Below are 18,772 nucleotides of genomic sequence, written 5' to 3'. Positions count from 1 at the left end.
CGTAATAAATTACAATTCGTTAACCTACCGAACCTTCCAAAGAGATAGCGAGAAGTTTTTGTGCTTCTACAGCAAATTCCATTGGTAATTGGTTCAATACTTCTTTGGCATATCCGTTCACAATCAAAGCAATAGCTGCTTCAGTAGAAATTCCACGCTGATTACAATAGAAGATTTGATCTTCACCAATCTTCGAAGTTGTCGCTTCGTGCTCTACAGTAGCTGTGTTATTTTTTACTTCAATGTATGGGAAAGTATGCGCACCACAACGGTCACCCATCAACAATGAGTCACATTGAGAGAAGTTACGAGCATTTTCAGCGCGTTTCATCACTTCAACTAATCCTCTATATGAGTTTTGAGAACGACCTGCAGAAATACCTTTTGAAACGATACGAGACTTGGTATTTTTACCAATGTGTACCATTTTCGTACCAGTATCTGCTTGTTGCATATTGTTAGTAACAGCTACTGAATAAAATTCTCCAATAGAGTTATCACCTTTCAAAATTACAGAAGGGTATTTCCATGTAATTGCAGAACCTGTTTCTACTTGAGTCCAAGAGATTTTTGAGTTAGCGCCATCACAAATACCACGTTTTGTTACGAAGTTGTAAATACCACCTTTACCGTCTTTATCACCTGGATACCAGTTTTGAACAGTAGAGTATTTAACCTCTGCATTTTCGTGTGCTACAATTTCAACTACAGCAGCGTGCAATTGGTTTTCGTCACGCATTGGAGCAGTACAACCTTCTAAGTAACTTACATAAGAAGACTCGTCAGCAACAATCAAAGTACGCTCAAATTGACCAGTACCAGCCGCATTAATGCGGAAATACGTAGACAATTCCATCGGGCATCTTACTCCTTTTGGAATATAACAGAATGAACCATCTGAGAATACAGCAGCATTCAATGCCGAAAAGAAATTATCCTTTACAGGCACCACTGAACCCAAGTATTTTTTGATTAATTCAGGATGCTCTTTAATTGCTTCAGACATCGAGCTAAAGATAATACCTTTTTCAGCTAAAGTCTTTTTAAAAGTAGTAGCCACTGAAACTGAGTCAATTACAGCATCTACTGCAACTCCAGAAAGGCGTTTCTGCTCGTCAAGAGAGATACCTAATTTTTCGAAAGTACGACGTAATTCTGGATCAATCTCATCCAATGAATTGACAACTTTCGTTTGTTTTGGAGCTGAATAATATTTGATTGCTTGGTAGTCAACTTTTTTATAGTCAACGTTAGCCCATTCTGGTTCTTGCATACCCAACCAAGTACGGTATGCGCTCAAACGCCATTCCAACATCCATTCTGGCTCGTCTTTCTTAGCCGAGATTTGACGGATAACGTCTTCATTCAAACCTGCAGGTACTTCATCTGTTTCGAAGTGACTTTCGAAACCATATTTATACTCAGAGGAGGTGATTTCTTCGAGAATGTCTATTTCTTCTTTTGCCATTGTTTTAATCTGTTACAGCAATTGGTATATCAGTGATTTTGTGCTAGACAAGGAAGTAATTTCAAAGCATGTTAAAATGTCATTCAAAAAAATGATATTTGTTAGCTTTTTAACTAATTATTGACCTTTGAATTCATTCACTGAAATAATTGGTCTACAAAAATAAACCAAAAAGCGCAAGAAAAGTTCTGTTGTTTAGAATTTTTCTAAGATGTACCCCAATTATTCCTAATTTTTGAAGAAAACTCCACTCAAACCCTCCTTTTAAGAAGGATTCGCAAACGGAACCGAGCGATTTACCGACTCTTCCAACGATATAAATGTTTCTGTTCTCTGAATACCTGCCACTTTTTGAATTTTATCATGCAATACTTCTCTTAAATGAACGGTATCACGACAAACAATTTTGGCAAAAATAGAATAAATGCCCGTGGTATAATTTATGCTTACAACTTCAGGGATTTGCATGAGTTGGTCTGCAACCTCCGCATATAGCGAACTTTTATCCAGATAAATACCTAGAAAAGCAGATATATCCCATCCAAGTCGAGTATGGTCTACAATCAGTTGGGAGCCTTTAACAATTCCCATTTCTTCCATTTTGGCCATCCTTACATGGACTGTACCACTGGAAACATGGATTTTTTTGGCAATTTCGGTATAGGGCATAGTAGCATCGCTCATCAAAAGCCCTAATATTTTTAAATCAACTTGGTCAATGCCTGGTACTTTTTCCATAAGTATTAATATAGTCTAAAGTTATTATTAACAATTTCGCAAAAAACAAGGCTTCAAGAATTGCCATTTTTAACGATTCGTTAACAAAAATAGCAAATTTTTGAAAACACTATAAATTTTAATAATTTTTTATAAAATATTTGCAAAATATCTGAACGACTGTTAACTTTGCATTGTCAAGTTAAAAGAACAACGACACACACAATGTAGGGTGATGAAATTTGGCAGACGTGCCCTCCTGTCTCGGGGGTGGTGATTACGGGATAAAGTTAGTATAATGCCTATCGCAAGATAGACTGGGGTTGACCACCAGATTTTGTACTATACCTAACTACGCCGTGGAGGTTCGAGTCCTTCTCCTACAGCAATTATCTGAAATTTTGGGGATATACGATTTGGCAAAATAAAATTTCCTGATTACCTTTATTCCCAGATTATCAGATTGACTACGAATATAATAAAGTAGTTTTATTTGGTTTTTAGTTTGTTGATGAAGTGTAATTCAAAAAAGCAGTCTTACTGAGTCTGCTTTTTTTGTTTTTATAGCCTTTTGTACTTCCTAAAGTGCTACTGTTGAGTTATTTTAGCTTTTTTAGTTCTATCTACTTTTCACAAACCCTCTTATGATTTGCCTCTTTTATAGATTTTCCAAATAATATTTCAATTTAGCAAAGCAATACTTTCTTTTCGATTTCCCTCTTTTTGATGACAAAAAGAAGAAAAATTCCTTTTGCTCTTACCGATTACTCAAATATCCATTTAAAAAATAGAAAAACCTCAACCCAAATGAGCTGAGGTTTTAATAAATATTGACAATATCAGGAATTAATAAACTTTGAATTCCCAAATTCCTGCAACTCCTTTCAAGAATTTGATTCTCAAATACTGAAATTTCTTATTCAATACATCTGTGTGCGGAGATTTGATTTGAACGTCCTCGTGTCCTCCACATTTTACCCAACTTTTACCATCTAGCGAGCCTTCCAAAACATAGGCATGACCAGCAGTTGGTTTAACAAAGTAGGTTTCAACTTTCTTAATGGTTTGAGGTTTTGACAATTTTGCCGTAAAAGTCGCTAAAGAATCGGCTGCATCTGCCATCCAGCGAGTTCCGTTTGACCAATCAGTCGCATTGACAGGATTGTAGTACTCAGTGCGTTTGAGTGTCGCATCATAAATATGAGGAACTTTGTATTCTGGCTTAGTTGAAGAAGCACTTGTTTCCTCTATTTTCAACCCTTTATCTTTTACATTCAAAGGATTTACACCTTTATTGGTCAATTTTACGGGTTTGATCGTTCCATCTTCGTTAAACTCCATTTTATTAATCCAAACCTGACGGTTAGTTCCCGAGCGACCGAATTCGAGATAAGTGAAATAATAATCATCGCCAATATTGAATACATTGCCGTGCCCAGGACCATAGATTTTTTCAGTGGTATCGGTTTTAGCGATAATTTCTTCCTTAGGAAATTCATAAGGTCCAAAAGGAGAAACTTTGCTATATTGATATGCATAAGCATAATGCTCATGACCGCTCAAGGTGTACATATAGTAGTAAATACCTTTTCTTTTAAAAAAGATTGGACCTTCAGAATATCCATTTCTCTTCGTTTGAATCACCTGAATATTGCCATCTAATTCGGTCATATTGGGCTTTAGCTTAGCCGCACCACGTTGTGCCCAAAACAAATAAGGCGTTTTATCATCGTCGATAAAGATTTCTGCATCGATTCCTTTGGTCTTTTTAGGCCCATCCATCAGCACAAGCGGAGCTGGAGCTTTACCCTTTTCGAAAGTATCTTCTCCCACCAATTTAAAAGGACCTTTCGGAGAAGAAGCTTTTGCTACGTAAATATGTGTATTGACCGTCGGGTAAAAGAAATAGTCATTTCCTACCTTTTGGGCATAGCTTGGCGCCCAAAAAAGCTGTTTGGCAGCCGATGGAAAGAATATTCCGTCAAAAGACCAATTCACCAAATCTTTGGATTGCCAAAGAACTGGAGGTCCTGAAGTTGCCAAACCTTTATCATAACCATCTGTAGTGGCGTAGCAATAAAAAGTATCTCCAAACTTTACAATACTTGGATCAGCAATTAAGTCAGGAATAATAGGATTGTAATTTCGAACGGTTTGCGCGACAGTAGCTTTCGCTATTGACAAACACAGACCCATTCCTAGAAGATATTTGAATAATTTCATGGTTTGTTTATTAAAGGGATTAAATAATTTTTAGAGATTGGCTATTTACCAATAAGTGTCAATCATACACAATTATACTCAAGTTAGTAGATAAAAGGATAAACCGGTTAGCATTTCAACTCAACTTAACCTGTTTAATCAACAAATATTCTTTTAATCGATGGCATGGTCTGGTGGTACTGGCAATCCTTGCCAAATTCGTTGCGATGTCCAAGGTTGTGGGCTTGAACTCCAAAACTCATCTGTTTCTGGCAAACCTAGAGGAAGCAAAATAAAAGAGCATAGATATAAACTCCCTGTTGTGATATATGAATCTGCGATTTCGGGTTGAGCGCCGTAGAATCCGATTTTCAACCAGCCTTTTTCATCAAAAGTGGTTTTTGATTCTGTTGTTTTCTTCAAGATTGCCGTTAAAGCTTCACGTGTTTGAGCCACACTAATTTCCTTAGGAAGATTATGAACCAGCGCCATATCAGCTAAATGATGAAAAGCACCTCCTCTATATACCAACGACCTACCTATAGCAGGAAATGTACCATCAGGATTCACCAGTTTTTCTTGAATATGTGCGTAACGTTGTGCACGCTCCATAATTTTTTTCCCTGCCCAATTAAAAGAAGGATTTTTTGCACTTACTACTTGATGAATATTTACCAGAAAAGGCTGAATAACATAGCTGTTGTAGTAGTCATAATGAAACTTTTCGCCATCGCCATAAATACCATCACCCAAATACCATTGTTCAAACTGACGGTAGCAATACTCTATACGGAGGATATCCCATGAATAGCCATACTTGCAGAAAAAGGCCTCAATCATCCCTGAAAACAATATCCAGTTACTAAAACCAGGTTTTATTTCTCTTGTTTTCACAAAAGAATTTACTACATTTTGTTTGGTGGTAGCATCCAAATGCTCCCAAAGCCAAGGAGAGCGCACAAAAGCCAATGCCAAAAATGCAGCATCGACCAAAGGCTGCCCAGCCCCCTCGAATTTCATATAATCTTTTGCCTGAGGATTTACAGCATTAGCAACAGCTTTTACAGCCCATTGTCTGTAAGTATCTCTTAGCGCAACTTCAGCAGGAGTACCGCCTTCAGCATTGAGCCATGGTGCTATACCACAGAGCAAACGACCAAAGGCTTCGAGATACGCCACTTGCGAACGGCTTGTTTTGTTATCTATATGAACAGATAATTCGACAGGCATTTTAATTTTGAGGCTATCATTTGCTAAGCTTTGCAACACAGGTCGAGACAGTTGGTCAAGGTGAGCGAGCCATACCTCACGAGTAGTGAGCACAGGCGCTTCGACGGTCGTTTCTTTTTTCTTTTTTGACTTTTGTGCAGTAGCTTGATAGCTCAAAGCACCAGCCATAAGAGCAGCGAGGATAAGTTTTTTCATAGGTTTGTTATGTAAAAATCTATTTGGTTCAAAGCATTTTATCTAAGCCTTGAACCAAATAGAGAGAAATTTCACTTGGATAATTCTTATTTTTTCAATTCTTGATAGCGCTTCATAGCTTCCAAGAAATAGTAATCTGCATACGTTAAAGGCACATCTACTTCTGTATTTTGAGGAATATGACCAACACAATGTTTAATTAGAAAGCCCCCATTTTTGCCATAAGTCGCTTTGTATGGAGAATTTGATAAACTCCAAAGCATTTTCTCCGCTGAAGACACATAAGTTTTAGCCAAAGGAGCCTTTACATATCCTTGTAATTCCAATAGTGCCGAAGCGACAACTGAAGCAGCTGAAGCATCACGTAAGGCCTCTGGTTGATTTGGCGCATTGAAGTCCCAAAAAGGAATCTTATCTGCTGGAAGATTTGGATGGTTTAGATAGAAATTAGCAATCTTATTCGCCTGTTCTAAGTAAATCGGATTTTTAGTCACACGATACATCACGGTGTATCCATATAAGCCCCATGCCTGACCACGTGCCCAAGCCGATTCATTGGCAAATCCTTGTGCCGTTTTCTTCTGTTTAACTTCTCCAGTATTAGCGTCGTAATTAATCACATGATACGAACTATAATCAGGACGGAAATGGTGTTTCATCGTTGTATTCGCATGGGTTACCGCAATTTTGTAATAGCTAGAATCGCCCGTTACTTCAGTTGCCCAAAATAACAATTCAAGGTTCATCATATTGTCGATAATCACCAAAAAATCATCAGGCTTTGAGTCCCATGATTTAATACAGCCAACTTTTGGATTAAAACGAGTAGCAAGAGACTTGGCCGAAGTCAGCAAAACTTCTTTGTATTCTGGTTTTGAGGCAATACGATTGGCATTACCAAAACTACAAAACATCATAAAACCCAAATCATGGGTTGTAGTATTATACTTTTCCTTTTCTAGGTCTTTCAAAATACGTTCAGCTTCCTGATACGTAGCTTGGTCTTTGGTTTGTTCATAAATGTAAAGCAAAGAGCCAGGGTAAAAGCCACTACACCACCAGTCAGAGTTACTAAACTCATAGCGATCTGTATTGGGAAAATACGTCTTTGGAAATTTACCAGCGGGAAGATGTTGAGCCAAAAACTGATATTGTTTTTGTGCATCGGCAAAACTTTGTTTGAATTGCTTCAATAAAAGTGGTCTTGAAATAGCTTGAGAGGCTTTTTGTGCAATACTCGTAAAACCTAACAAGCAGCAAAGGAATAAAAGAAGACTGTAGTTTTTAATAAATTGGGATTTCATGACATAAAGTTTTAAAATGTTAGAGGCTTATGCCCTAAACAATAAAGCTTAGAGTAGGTAATACTTTACTCAAAGCATGAAAAAGTTTTTCAAAACTACTGAAATAAAAAGAACGTCTATCCTTGGTTGGAGAGAGGTGCTGTACGTAAAAGATTCATTTTAGAAATGAAAAGAGTTATTTGCAAATACCACAAGTGCCTCCATTTTTGGCGCAATGTTTACAGTATTTACAATTTTTACAGGCAGAACAATATTTGGAGCCAGTACATTTTCGAGCAAGAACTGTTGCACTAGAATGAACACAAAATATGAATAAAATCAGTGTTAAGGCATGAAGAAAGTATCTTTTTATCATAGTTTTAAAGTGTGTGATTTATAAATTAATTTGATATTGTATTCTCTTATTTCGAATAATAAGTCAAAGTTACTCAATAGTTAATAGTGCGAAAGAAGAGCCTTTTTCATGTAAGCTTACAAAGCAAAATCTAAATTTATCTCCTAGTATTTCTCCAAAATTAAATTCGTTCTCAGTAGCGCCAAAAAAGAAACCTTTGGGGTTATTGGGTAAATACTTCTTGGTTGTCTTTAGCTCAACCAGTATCATATCTTCTAAATAGGTCTCTATTTCATCGCCATTAATTTCTTTCCCTACTAAATTCGGAATATATATCATATCAAAGGATTGAAGAAAACGATGTTCAATCTGTAGCAAATCTAGAATTTTCTTTTTGGTTGATAAGTCAATCTTGAAAAAACCTGTATGATTTTCTATCAAATAATTTACACCTTCTTTCTCTGTGACATTGTTTGATAACGTTAAAATAAAGGAATGTTTTCTCGACATTATTATTACAATTTAGGGTATAACTATCTTTATTGTACTTTATAAAAACAAAGTCAATTTGATCATTATATAAATTTAGGATGTTTTGTTGCGCTCCCTCATGGGTCTTACTAAAAGATACTCAACTAAAGCTTGTCTAAGTTCCTCATTGAACATTTCTTTAATGCTCACTTTAAAATCTTCACAACAGGCTGTAATCTCCAAGTTATCCTCCTCATAAGTTACCTTAGGATTTTTTCCATGCACAGGACAAACCTGCTGCTCACAATTGTCAATAATTGCTTGAATATCGATCATATTGAATGATGTTTATTGGGTTTGATAGTATACAAAGTTATGTTAAACATCTACATCAGGAGTTATCTGAGAATTTCTCTCATTCCTTTCTGATATCATAAAGTCTTTAGAAATTAAAAAAGCGCTTATGTTCAGAACATAAGCGCTTTTGCAAAAGTGGAGAAGATGGGGCTCGAACCCACGACCTCTTGACTGCCAGTCAAGCACTCTAGCCAACTGAGCTACATCCCCATTGGAATTGATACTGCAAAGTTATCATTTCAAAATACTTTTGCAAGTACCAATTCTATTTTTAAAAATTAAGTCTTGCTCCTATGCCTGCTTGGGGATGAAAGTAAAATACTGACGGTACTAATTCCACATAAGCACCCACTTCCATGAAAATAGATAGCGGTGAATCTGGAGAGAAATACTCCAATCCTGCCGAACCAACACCACCTAATCCTGTGGCTGGAATTTCTTTTTTGTAAGGAATTCCGTTAAAGTATCATCTACAAAATACTTTCTAGAAGTAATTTGACCTCCAAAACCATAGTAGTTTTTAAAGCGACTGCTTCCCATTTCGTTATGCCATAGATACAATCCGCTTACAGCAATACCCGAACCGTTGAATGCACCATCTTTATAGCTGTCTTTTACTCCCCAAATACCTCCATAAACTCCAAAATTGATTTCAATAGCATTTTTGTCATTTCTTAAGTAGTTGCGTAGGCTTAGACCTGATGGTTCTCCAATTTTACCACCAATCGCCCAGTCTCTGTTTTGAGCAAAAGCACCTACAGATGCCACCATGAGTAGAAGAAACAATACTGATTTTTTCATAAAATTGTTATTTAATTGATTTATGCCTCATAAGAACGAAGATAACCCATTAAAATGGCATTTTCGTCTTTTGTTCCGACGGAAATACGTAAACAATTGTCACATAAAATTACCTTTGAGCGGTCACGAACAATGGTTTTATTGTCAATTAAGTAATCAAATACAGCTTTTGCCTCTTTGAAACGAACCAAAAGGAAGTTCGCATCTGAAGGGTAGATATGTTCAACATTTGGTAGTTCGCTTAATTCTTTTTCAAGTTGTGCTCTATTTTCATTAAGTGTGGCTACCGATTTTTTTACAAAATCTGTATTGTCGATATTCTCAATTAACAACTTTTGCGTTAAACCATTAATGTTGTAAGGATATTTAATTTTATTCAAAAGTGTAATTAATTCTTCTTGTGCAAAGGCCATTCCCAGACGTAGCGAAGCCAAACCCCATGCTTTCGAGAAAGTCTGAAGTACCATTACATTAGGATATTCATCCAAACTTGGAATGAACGAAGGCTCATCGGAGAAATCGTTGTATGCTTCATCGATAATAACGATTCCTTGTTGGAAATTTTCGATGATTTGTAAAATTGCCTCACGATTAATCAAGTTACCTGTTGGGTTATTGGGTGAACAGATAAAAATCAATTTTGTTTTTGAATTTATCGCTTCCAAAACCGCATCAATATTCAATTGATATTCGGGAGTCAATGGAATTTTTTGTATTCCTACATTATTAACCGATGCACTTACTTCATACATGCCATAAGTTGGAGGCAATATAATAATATTATCAACTTTTGGTTCACATGTGAGTCGAATAATTAAGTCGATAGGTTCATCAGAGCCATTTCCTAAGAAAATTTGCGTTGGACGACAGCCTTTGATGGGTGCCAATTTTTCCTTGATTGCAAACTGATATGGGTCAGGATATCTGTTCCAATTTTCTGGCGTTGCCGAACCAATTGGATTTTCGTTTGCATCTAAAAATACTCCTTCTTTACCTGTATATTCATCTCGTGCAGAAGAGTATGGTGCAAGATTTAGGATGTGCGGGCGCACAACTGAGTGTATGTCAAATTTCATAAGTTTGTTTCTTGGATTTAGTGAAATAAGTAAGTTTGGCTAATGCATCAGCTTACGGACTGATGGCACTTTCCGCCCTTTTTAACAACAAAAGGTGATGCATCTCAACCGAATGAGGAGCTATCACCTAGTTTGTTGGTTCTATGACAAAAAATTATGCCAATCTTACGCGAACCGCATTGGCATGGGCACGTAAAGATTCGGCTTCGGCCATCTCGATAATCGTATTACCCAGATGTTGAATACCCTCTTTTGTAATTTTCTGAATCGTTATTTTTTTGACGAAGCTGTCCAAACTTACCCCTGAATAGGCTTTAGCAAAACCGTTGGTTGGTAGGGTATGGTTGGTACCTGAAGCATAATCCCCAGCTGATTCTGGTGTATAATTTCCTAAGAAAATCGAACCTGCGTTGTAGATTTGCTCAGATAATTCTTCTGCATTTTCGACAGACATTATCAAGTGCTCGGCAGCATACTGATTGAGCATATCAATAGCAATACCCTGATTTTCAACCAATACTGCTTGACTATTTTCTAGGGCTTTGGCTGCAAACTCGGCACGAGGCAGTACGGCCAATTGCTTTTCTAACTCTTGATTAACGGCTTCAATTAATTCTTCCGAAGTCGATACCAACAAAACTTGTGAGTCGATACCATGCTCTGCTTGTGATAATAAATCTGCCGCTACAAAAGCAGGATTAGCAGAATTGTCTGCCCAAACCGCTACCTCTGATGGCCCAGCAGGCATATCAATGGCTACACCTTCTTTGTTTACGAGCATTTTGGCGGCAGTAACATACTGATTACCAGGCCCAAAAATTTTGTAAACCTGAGGAATCGATTCTGTACCGTAAGCCATCGCAGCCACTGCTTGTGCGCCCCCAACGCGAAAGATTTTAGAAATGCCACAAAGTTGGGCTGCATACAAAATCGCTGGGTGATCGGAAGGCGTACACAATACTACTTCTTTACAACCCGCGATTTGCGCAGGAACTCCAAGCATCAATACGGTCGAAAATAAAGGAGCTGTTCCTCCCGGAATATAGACCCCTACTTTTTCGATGCCTACCGATTTGCGCCAGCAAGTAACGCCAGTGGTAGTTTCGATTTTTTCGGGTGCTTGTTTTTGCGCTACGTGAAATTTGTAAATATTTTGATACGCCGCATGGATAGCAGTTTTAAGCTCTTCGCTCAATAATCCTGCTGCCGCTTCTACCTTCGAAGCATCCATTTCGAGCGTTTCTAAAGTCACTTTATCAAATTGTAATGCCAATTCAAAAAGTGCCTTGTCACCTTCTGCCTTTACTTTTTCAAGAATAGGGATGACTCTTTGTTCAATCACTGACATATCCTGTACTGGGCGAGTAAGAATCGCTTGGTAGTCGGATGGTGATGGATATTTTATAATTTTCATGCAAAAGGAATACTTTTTGCATTCAGCCTTTGGCATTCGGCTTGGGAAATTTTGAACCCATTAAGATTATTTTCAAATCTCGAAATGTCATTTGCTGAAAGCAATTATTAAAAAATCATTTTCTCGATTGGCAATACTAAAATTCCTTCAGCACCTGCATCACGAAGTTTTTCGATATTTTGCCAAAAATCTTGCTCCTCAATTACTGAATGCATTGACACCCAACCTTCGTCTGCCAATGGCAAAATTGAAGGGGCTTTCATACCTGGAAGCAATTGGCGAATCAAAGCAATATTCTCTTGTTTGGTATTTAGCACAACATATTTGCGGTTTTTAGCACGTTGTACTGAGTCTATTCTAAACAAGATTTGATTCAGAATGTTTTGTTTTTCTGGTGAAAGGTTAGGGTATCCAATCATAATAGCTTCAGAGCGGAAAATCACTTCCACTTCTTTCAAACCATTACTTAACAAAGTACCTCCAGAACTAACAATATCACATACGGCATGTGCCAATCCAATACTTGGAGCGATTTCTACCGAACCAGATATTTCATGGATATGGGCAGTTACGCCATTATCTTTCAAGAAGTTACCTAAAATTACAGGATAAGAAGTAGCAATACTTTTGCCTTCTAATTCTTTCACTCCGCCATACGTTTCACTGCGAGGAATTGCAATTGAAAGGCGACATTTTGAGAATCCTAGTAACTTAACTTCGTTTACATGCTTGCTTGTTTCAACATGAACGTTTTGTCCGACAATTCCGATATCCGCTACTCCGTCCTCTACATACCCAGGAATATCGTCGTCTCTTAGAAACAAAAACTCTGCGGGAAAGTTTGAGGATGTAGCTTTTAATTTACCAGCACCATTATCAAATTTGATTCCGCACTCCTTGAAAAGATTTAGTGAATCTTCACTAAGGCGACCCGATTTTTGGACCGCAATTCTTAATACTTCGTTCATTTTCAGCATTTGAGGCTATCCTAATAGATTGTTTTTTGGTACATTCGGCGTACACGGGACAACTTCGGGTGCAAAATTACGGAATCGTACGTAGCTTTCGACTTGTTTTAGGTAAAATATGGTAAAAAATATAGATGAGGGATCAGGGATTGAGGGATCAGGCACAAAGTGACTAGTTTATTTTGTCAAAAAATAGATAGACTTCAAAAATTGAGCATAGCTGATTTCTGTGAATGTTATGGTTTTTTACAGCTAGAAAAAATGGTTTTGACACCTCTCTTGACCATTTACTCACTGTAAGCCTCTATCCTTATTCAACTTTGTGCCTTTTCTCTTTTTCTCCTAACTTTGAAAAATACTTTGTAAACCCGCTTAATGATATGCTTATGAGAAACTCACTTATTTGCCTCTTGTTCTTTTTATCCTTTTTAGGAAAAGCCCAATCAACCTATCAATATTCAATTGCTCAGGATTCAGCTTACATTAGGAATAACTATGTAAAGTCTGAGTTTATGGTAAAAATGCGTGATGGGGTGCAGCTTTTTACACAGGTGTATGCGCCCAAAGACAAATCGAAGCAACACCCTATAATCATGCAAAGAACGCCGTATTCTTGCAACCCTTATGGTACGGACAAATTCAAAAAGCGTATTGGGCCCAACCCTTTTATGATTCGTGAGAATTATATTGTGGTTTATCAGGATGTCCGTGGTCGTTGGGCTTCGGAAGGAAAATTTGTGGAAATGACACCGCATCTTGACAAAAAATCTTCTGAGAAAGATATTGACGAATCGAGCGATACCTATGATACCATCGATTGGTTAATCAAGAATATTCCCAATAATAATGGTAAAGTAGGTCAGTGGGGTATCTCCTACCCTGGCTTTTTTACTTCGGCAGGTTCGGTTTCGCAACATCCTGCCTTAAAGGCCTCCTCTCCACAAGCACCAATGGCAGATTTGTGGCGTGATGATGCCTTTCATTTAGGCGCTTTTATGTTGGGAGCTAATTTTGGATTTTATAACTTTTTCCAACCACAAACTCAACCTACAAAAAATCGTCCTGCGCCCTATTTCTCATTTGATAGTCCAGATGGATATGATTTTTACTTGAAAATGGGTCCGACTCGTAATGCAGAAGATCAATATTACAAAAAGCGTAATGAGTATTTCCATGAAAATTTTGACCATCCTAATTTTGATGAGCACTGGCAAAAACGCAATATTTTACCCCACCTACAAAATATCAAGCATGCGGTATTAGTAGTTGGTGGCTGGTACGATGAGCAAGATTTGTACGGAACGTTCAAAACCTATCAAGCCATGGAAAAGCAATCTCCCAATAATGACATTCGTTTTGTGGTTGGACCATGGGTACACGGCGGTTGGGCTGGCTCTTCTGGACAATCACTAGCAGATGTTGAATTTGGTTCGAAAACGTCTTTATATTATCAGGAAAAAATTGAAAGTCCGTTCTTTAATCATTACTTGATAGATGAGTCATTGAGCTTGAATTTACCAGAAGCGACCCTTTTCGAAACAGGCAATAATCAGTGGAGAAATTTTGATACTTATCCTCCTAAAAATGCACAAGAAACAACTTTGTATTTTCAAAATGGAGGAAAATTAGGTTTGACAAAGCCTCAAAATGAAAATGGACTTACAAGTTATGTGTCTGACCCAAATCGTCCAGTACCATTTTCTGGTAAAATTAATGATGGATTTTCAGCAGAATATATGGTTGAAGACCAACGTTTTGCCTATCAGCGCCCAGATGTAATTAGTTTTGAAACAGATACTCTCAAAGACGATTTGACGATGGTGGGCAATATCTTAGCGAATCTGAAGGTTTCGACTACAGGAACAGATTCCGACTGGATTGTGAAAGTTATAGACGTATATCCTAACAGCACACCTAGCAATCCTGCCCACCCAGATGTAATATATGGTGGTTACCAACAATTGATTCGTAGTGAGATTATTAGAGGAAAATATCGTAACGATTTCACGAAACCAGAAGCATTTATTCCAGGGAAACCAACAGAAGTAAAATTAGAGCTACAAGATGTATTGCATACCTTCAAAAAGGGACATAAAATTATGGTGCAAATCCAGAGTTCTTGTTTCCCTTGGGCAGATAGAAATCCTCAGAAATTTGTGAATATCTTTGAAGCAAAAGAAAGTGATTATCAAAAAGCTACCCAAAAAGTATATCACCAAAAAGCTTATCCTTCATTCATAACTTTTGGTGTTTTGAAGAATTAAAAAACCATATCATAAATAGATTAAGCTAAGCGTTACAAGCTGGTGTGAACTTCCCATATGGATTTTATACCAACTTGTGACGCTTTTTTATTTGATTATTAATCTATCATTCAGGCTCATTTCAGCTAAAAAACACACCGTATTTTCATGAAAACCGATTCTTTGTTTTAATTTTAGCAAAAACAAATCTGAATCAACACTCCTAAAACATGAAAAAACTGTTCCTTTTATTGAGCTTGTTGGTAGCTATGACCAAAATTTCAGCACAATCATTGTCTGTTGCTCAACAAGACTCGGCATTTGTGCGTGAAAACTATGTGAAATACCAATACCAAATCTCCATGCGTGATGGTGTCAAACTTTTCACGAATGTATATGTTCCTAAAGACGCTTCGGCCAACAATAAGTATCCTATCGTCATGCAACGTACTTGTTACGATATAGCTCCCTACGGAAAAGACGATTATCCACAAATGCTATATTACTCTCGTCACATGATGCGTGAAAAGTTCATCTTTGTGGAGCAAGATGTCCGTGGTCGTTGGATGTCTGAGGGTACTTGGACTAATATGACACCACATATTGCCAACAAGAAGGCCAAAACAGACGTTGATGAGGCTTCGGATACCTATGATACGATTGATTGGTTGGTAAAGAATGTTCCGAATAATAATGGTCGTGTAGGGCAGTATGGTATTTCTTACCCAGGTTTTTACACTATTGCAGGAGCACTTTGCGGTCACCCTGCCTTGAAAGCATCTTCGCCTCAAGCACCAGTTTCGGATTTCTTCTTTGACGATTTCCACCACAATGGTGCATTTACGATTGGTTACGGATTGACGTTTCCTGTGTTTGGCGTTCAGCATCCAAAACCAACGACTGAGTCGTGGTACGATAATTTGTTTCCAAAAAGAAATACGCAGGATGGTTTTGATTGGTACAAAACTCAAACACCTTTGAAAAATTTGGGTGCTAATTACAAGGATAACTTTTTCTGGCAAGAGCATGTAGATCATCCTAATTATGATGAATTTTGGCAAAAAAGAAGTATCATTCCTCATTTAAAAAACATCAAAAATGCTCCTGCTATTATGGTTGTAGGCGGCTGGTATGATGCCGAAGATTTGTACGGACCTTTGACGATTTATAAAAACGTAGAAAAAAATAACCAGAATATCTATAATACCATCGTTATGGGTCCATTTGGACATGGAGATTGGGCAAGAGAAAGAGGTCATCACATGCACTCAAATGTATATTTTGGAGATAGCGTAGCGACATTTTTCCAAAGAAACATTGAGTTAAAATTCTTTAAACATTTCTTGAAAGGTGCAGGCGATGGAAAATCTGATTTGCCAGAGGCCTATTTGTTTGACACTGGTAAAAAACAATGGCAAGAGTTTAAAGAATGGCCAGTAAAAACAGCTCAGAAAGTGAATTTCTACTTGAGTAATTCTGGAAAATTGACAGACAAAATCACTTCCGACGGTTATTCTGAATTTGTGTCTGATCCTAATAAACCTGTGCCGTACACAGAGGATAATAAGCAACTGTTTGGCTTTACCCCTCGTGCTTACATGAGCGAAGACCAACGTTTTGCAGGTCGTAGAACAGACGTATTGACTTTTGAAACGGATGTTTTGACAGAAGATGTAACCTTAGGTGGTGAGATTTTGGCAAAACTCAAAGTAGCCACTACTGGAACAGATGCCGACTGGTTTGTAAAATTAGTAGACGTATATCCAGGCGATGAGCAAAATACGCCATTTACGCCAAAACACATTACCTTGGCTGGTTATCAGCAAATGGTAAGAAGTGAAATTATGCGTAGTCGCTTCAGAAATAGCTTTTCAAAACCTGAGCCTTTAGTACCAAACCAAATCACTGATGTGACTTTCCGTTTGCAAGATGTGTTGCATACTTTTAAGAAAGGTCATAAAATCATGATTCAAGTGCAATCAACAGCCTTTCCTTTATTTGATATTAACCCACAAAAATATGTGGACAATATTTACAAAGCAGATGCTGCGGATTTTATCAAAGCTACTCACAAAGTATATAACAGTAGTGCGATTGAAGTTGAGATACTGAAGTAGTAATGTTGAATTGTGAGTGTTCGAAGGATTACAAAAAACATTTATTTCGGATATCGGATGTTGGATTTCGGAAGTGTAGGTTTCTATATTTTGTAAAAAGCAAAGCTGTTTTACTTTATTTCTGAAATCAGAAATCCCAAATCTGAAAGAGTTTGTAATCCTTCATACAGAACTAGTTATGAAAGTGAAAGAGTTCTTGCCTCTCTCTCGATTCAGCATTATAATTGTACGAAGGGTGACGTTATTGTTAAAATAGAATCGGTGTAGCGGCAATCTTGTTCTAAATACAAAACTAATCTTTCATACAATCCTAACTCAGCATTTATTTTTACAGAGCAGACTCCACTCTCATCTGTGATTACTTGAACCACCCTTACCCTTGATTTATGAAATTACTTACCCTACTGCTAACCCATTGGTTATTTTCCTTACAAAGCACAGATAGTCTAACGCTCAAATGGCAAACCCAAGTAAATCGAAGACTGGATAGTTTGAGCAACTCCCCATTTTTACAAACGGGTATGGTGGGAATGAGCGTAAAATCTGCCAAAACGGGAAAAAGTGTCATTTCTTTTCAAGCTAAAAAAAGCCTTGCTCCTGCCTCCACGATGAAGTTGCTTTCTACAGCAACCGCCTTAATGACCTTGGGTGATTCTTTCATGTACCAAACAACCTTAGAGTATAGTGGAAGCATTGTCGATAGTGTATTGAACGGAAACATATATATCAAAGGCAATGGCGACCCTTCACTGGGTAGTTGGAGATTCAAAAATCAACCTGATTACAAACAGCTGTTGGATGCTTGGGCAATGAAAGTCAAAGCTTTGGGTATCAAAAAATCAATGGGAGAATTATGGGGGACGCGAGTTTTTTCAATGCCAACGTGATTCCTAATACATGGATTTGGGGCGATATGGGTAATTATTATGGTGCAGGCTGTTATGGACTCAATATCAATGAAAACCTCTTTTGGGTTACATTCCAGCCCAAGGGTTATATGGAATCGGCGGGTTTTGTCAAAACGGCACCAGATTTACCGTATTTAACCAAAATCAATAAAGTCCTTACCGACCGATCAGGAACGGGCGACCAAGTAATGATTTACTCAACGCCTTACCAAGATGCCATTTTGTTGGAAGGTTTTGTTCCACAAGGGAACAGTTTTTCTGTAAAAGGGTCGATTCCTGACCCAGCTTTTTATGTGGCTTTTGCTTTGGGCAAAAAATGTGAAGAACTCGGTATTCAAATTCAAGAAGGACCAACCTCAACCTTAGAGTTGGACAAACGCTATTTAACTCATAGCAAACCAAGCGGTACGATGACTATTGCTACTCAAAACTCTCCCAGTTTGAAAGAACTGGTAAAAGCTTGTAATTATCAAAGTATCAACTTATATGCAGAGGCATTTTTAAAAACGCCTTCGGTACTGCTCAATATGGGAAATGGCACAAGCGATGCAGTTAAGGGTTTTGAACAAATTTGGCGAGCCAAAGGATTGAATATGCAAGGATTGAAAATGAAAGATGGAAGTGGACTATCACCAAGCAATACCGTTACCACTGATATCATGACCGATGTATTGTCGATTATGACTAACGAAAAAAGCTTCAATTCTTATTACGAATCTATTCCTGTGGTTGGTGTATCGGGCACAGTGGCCAACCTTGCCAAGAAAAGCAAAGCCGCTGGGAATATCCATGCCAAGAGTGGTTCTATTGAAGGCGTAAGAGCTTATGGAGGCTATTTTACGGCTTCTAATGGCGAATTATATTGTTTTTCAATTATCTTCAATAAATATGATTCGAGTTATGGAAATGCCACAAAAGAGCTCGAAAAACTCATGATCATGTTGACTGACCTATAAAAGAAAAAGTT

Annotated in this window: 13 protein-coding genes, 1 tRNA gene and 1 pseudogene; 3 read left to right on the top strand and 12 right to left on the bottom strand. The window is 37.6% G+C overall.

The annotated features are described in order from the left end of the window. Positions 1-19: 19 nt before the first annotated feature. From sufB to hisG, 12 genes are all read right to left on the bottom strand, one after another. On the bottom strand, positions 20-1,468 hold the full coding sequence (gene sufB, locus BWI92_RS10820; RefSeq protein WP_095163022.1) for a Fe-S cluster assembly protein SufB: 1,449 nt from the start codon (positions 1,466-1,468) through the stop codon (positions 20-22). Between the two features lie 264 nt (positions 1,469-1,732). After that, positions 1,733-2,206 carry an Lrp/AsnC ligand binding domain-containing protein gene (locus tag BWI92_RS10815; RefSeq protein ID WP_095163020.1) on the bottom strand — a complete coding sequence of 158 codons (474 nt, stop codon included), beginning with the start codon at positions 2,204-2,206 and terminating at the stop codon, positions 1,733-1,735. A gap of 825 nt (positions 2,207-3,031) precedes the next feature. After that, positions 3,032-4,408, bottom strand: coding sequence for a family 43 glycosylhydrolase (locus tag BWI92_RS10810; protein ID WP_095163018.1), 1,377 nt, complete (start codon positions 4,406-4,408; stop codon positions 3,032-3,034). Positions 4,409-4,561: 153 nt separating this feature from the next. Next, positions 4,562-5,812 carry a DUF2264 domain-containing protein gene (locus tag BWI92_RS10805; protein ID WP_095163015.1) on the bottom strand — a complete coding sequence of 417 codons (1,251 nt, stop codon included), beginning with the start codon at positions 5,810-5,812 and terminating at the stop codon, positions 4,562-4,564. 86 nt (positions 5,813-5,898) lie between these two features. Continuing rightward, complete coding sequence (locus BWI92_RS10800) at positions 5,899-7,116, bottom strand: glycoside hydrolase family 88 protein (protein WP_095163012.1); 1,218 nt, start codon at positions 7,114-7,116, stop codon at positions 5,899-5,901. A gap of 424 nt (positions 7,117-7,540) precedes the next feature. Next, a complete protein-coding gene (locus BWI92_RS10795; RefSeq protein WP_095163010.1) occupies positions 7,541-7,960 on the bottom strand; it encodes a hypothetical protein in 420 nt (139 codons plus the stop codon). Positions 7,961-8,035: 75 nt separating this feature from the next. Further along, positions 8,036-8,257 (bottom strand): hypothetical protein, encoded by a 222-nt coding sequence (locus BWI92_RS10790; protein WP_095163008.1) that lies wholly within the window; start codon positions 8,255-8,257, stop codon positions 8,036-8,038. A 157-nt stretch (positions 8,258-8,414) separates the two neighbouring features. After that, positions 8,415-8,488: transfer RNA gene (locus BWI92_RS10785), tRNA-Ala, on the bottom strand. 207 nt (positions 8,489-8,695) lie between these two features. Then, positions 8,696-9,079 carry a hypothetical protein gene (locus tag BWI92_RS10780; RefSeq protein WP_095163005.1) on the bottom strand — a complete coding sequence of 128 codons (384 nt, stop codon included), beginning with the start codon at positions 9,077-9,079 and terminating at the stop codon, positions 8,696-8,698. Positions 9,080-9,099: 20 nt separating this feature from the next. Then, positions 9,100-10,155: a histidinol-phosphate transaminase gene (gene hisC, locus BWI92_RS10775; protein WP_095163003.1), complete on the bottom strand. Its 1,056-nt coding sequence runs from the start codon at positions 10,153-10,155 to the stop codon at positions 9,100-9,102. A gap of 154 nt (positions 10,156-10,309) precedes the next feature. After that, complete coding sequence (gene hisD, locus BWI92_RS10770; protein ID WP_095163000.1) at positions 10,310-11,569, bottom strand: histidinol dehydrogenase; 1,260 nt, start codon at positions 11,567-11,569, stop codon at positions 10,310-10,312. 107 nt (positions 11,570-11,676) lie between these two features. Beyond that, positions 11,677-12,537 (bottom strand): ATP phosphoribosyltransferase, encoded by an 861-nt coding sequence (gene hisG / locus BWI92_RS10765; protein WP_095162997.1) that lies wholly within the window; start codon positions 12,535-12,537, stop codon positions 11,677-11,679. A gap of 386 nt (positions 12,538-12,923) precedes the next feature. Between hisG and BWI92_RS10760 the strand changes: the two genes are divergently transcribed. The 3 genes and pseudogenes from BWI92_RS10760 (at position 12,924) to dacB (ending at position 18,761) form a co-directional block, all read left to right on the top strand. Continuing rightward, positions 12,924-14,801, top strand: coding sequence for a CocE/NonD family hydrolase (locus BWI92_RS10760; RefSeq protein WP_229362955.1), 1,878 nt, complete (start codon positions 12,924-12,926; stop codon positions 14,799-14,801). A 209-nt stretch (positions 14,802-15,010) separates the two neighbouring features. Continuing rightward, the gene (locus tag BWI92_RS10755) at positions 15,011-16,897 is read left to right on the top strand and encodes a CocE/NonD family hydrolase (protein WP_095162995.1); all 1,887 of its coding nucleotides are present in this window, start codon (positions 15,011-15,013) and stop codon (positions 16,895-16,897) included. Positions 16,898-17,283: 386 nt separating this feature from the next. After that, positions 17,284-18,761: pseudogene (gene dacB, locus BWI92_RS10745) on the top strand (D-alanyl-D-alanine carboxypeptidase/D-alanyl-D-alanine-endopeptidase). Positions 18,762-18,772 lie beyond the last annotated feature (11 nt).

This window comes from Flectobacillus sp. BAB-3569 (assembly GCF_002270355.1).
GTDB classification, from domain to species: Bacteria; Bacteroidota; Bacteroidia; order Cytophagales; family Spirosomataceae; genus Flectobacillus; species Flectobacillus roseus.
Note: the sequence above shows the minus strand (reverse complement) of the source record. Positions and strands in the feature narration are given on the sequence as shown.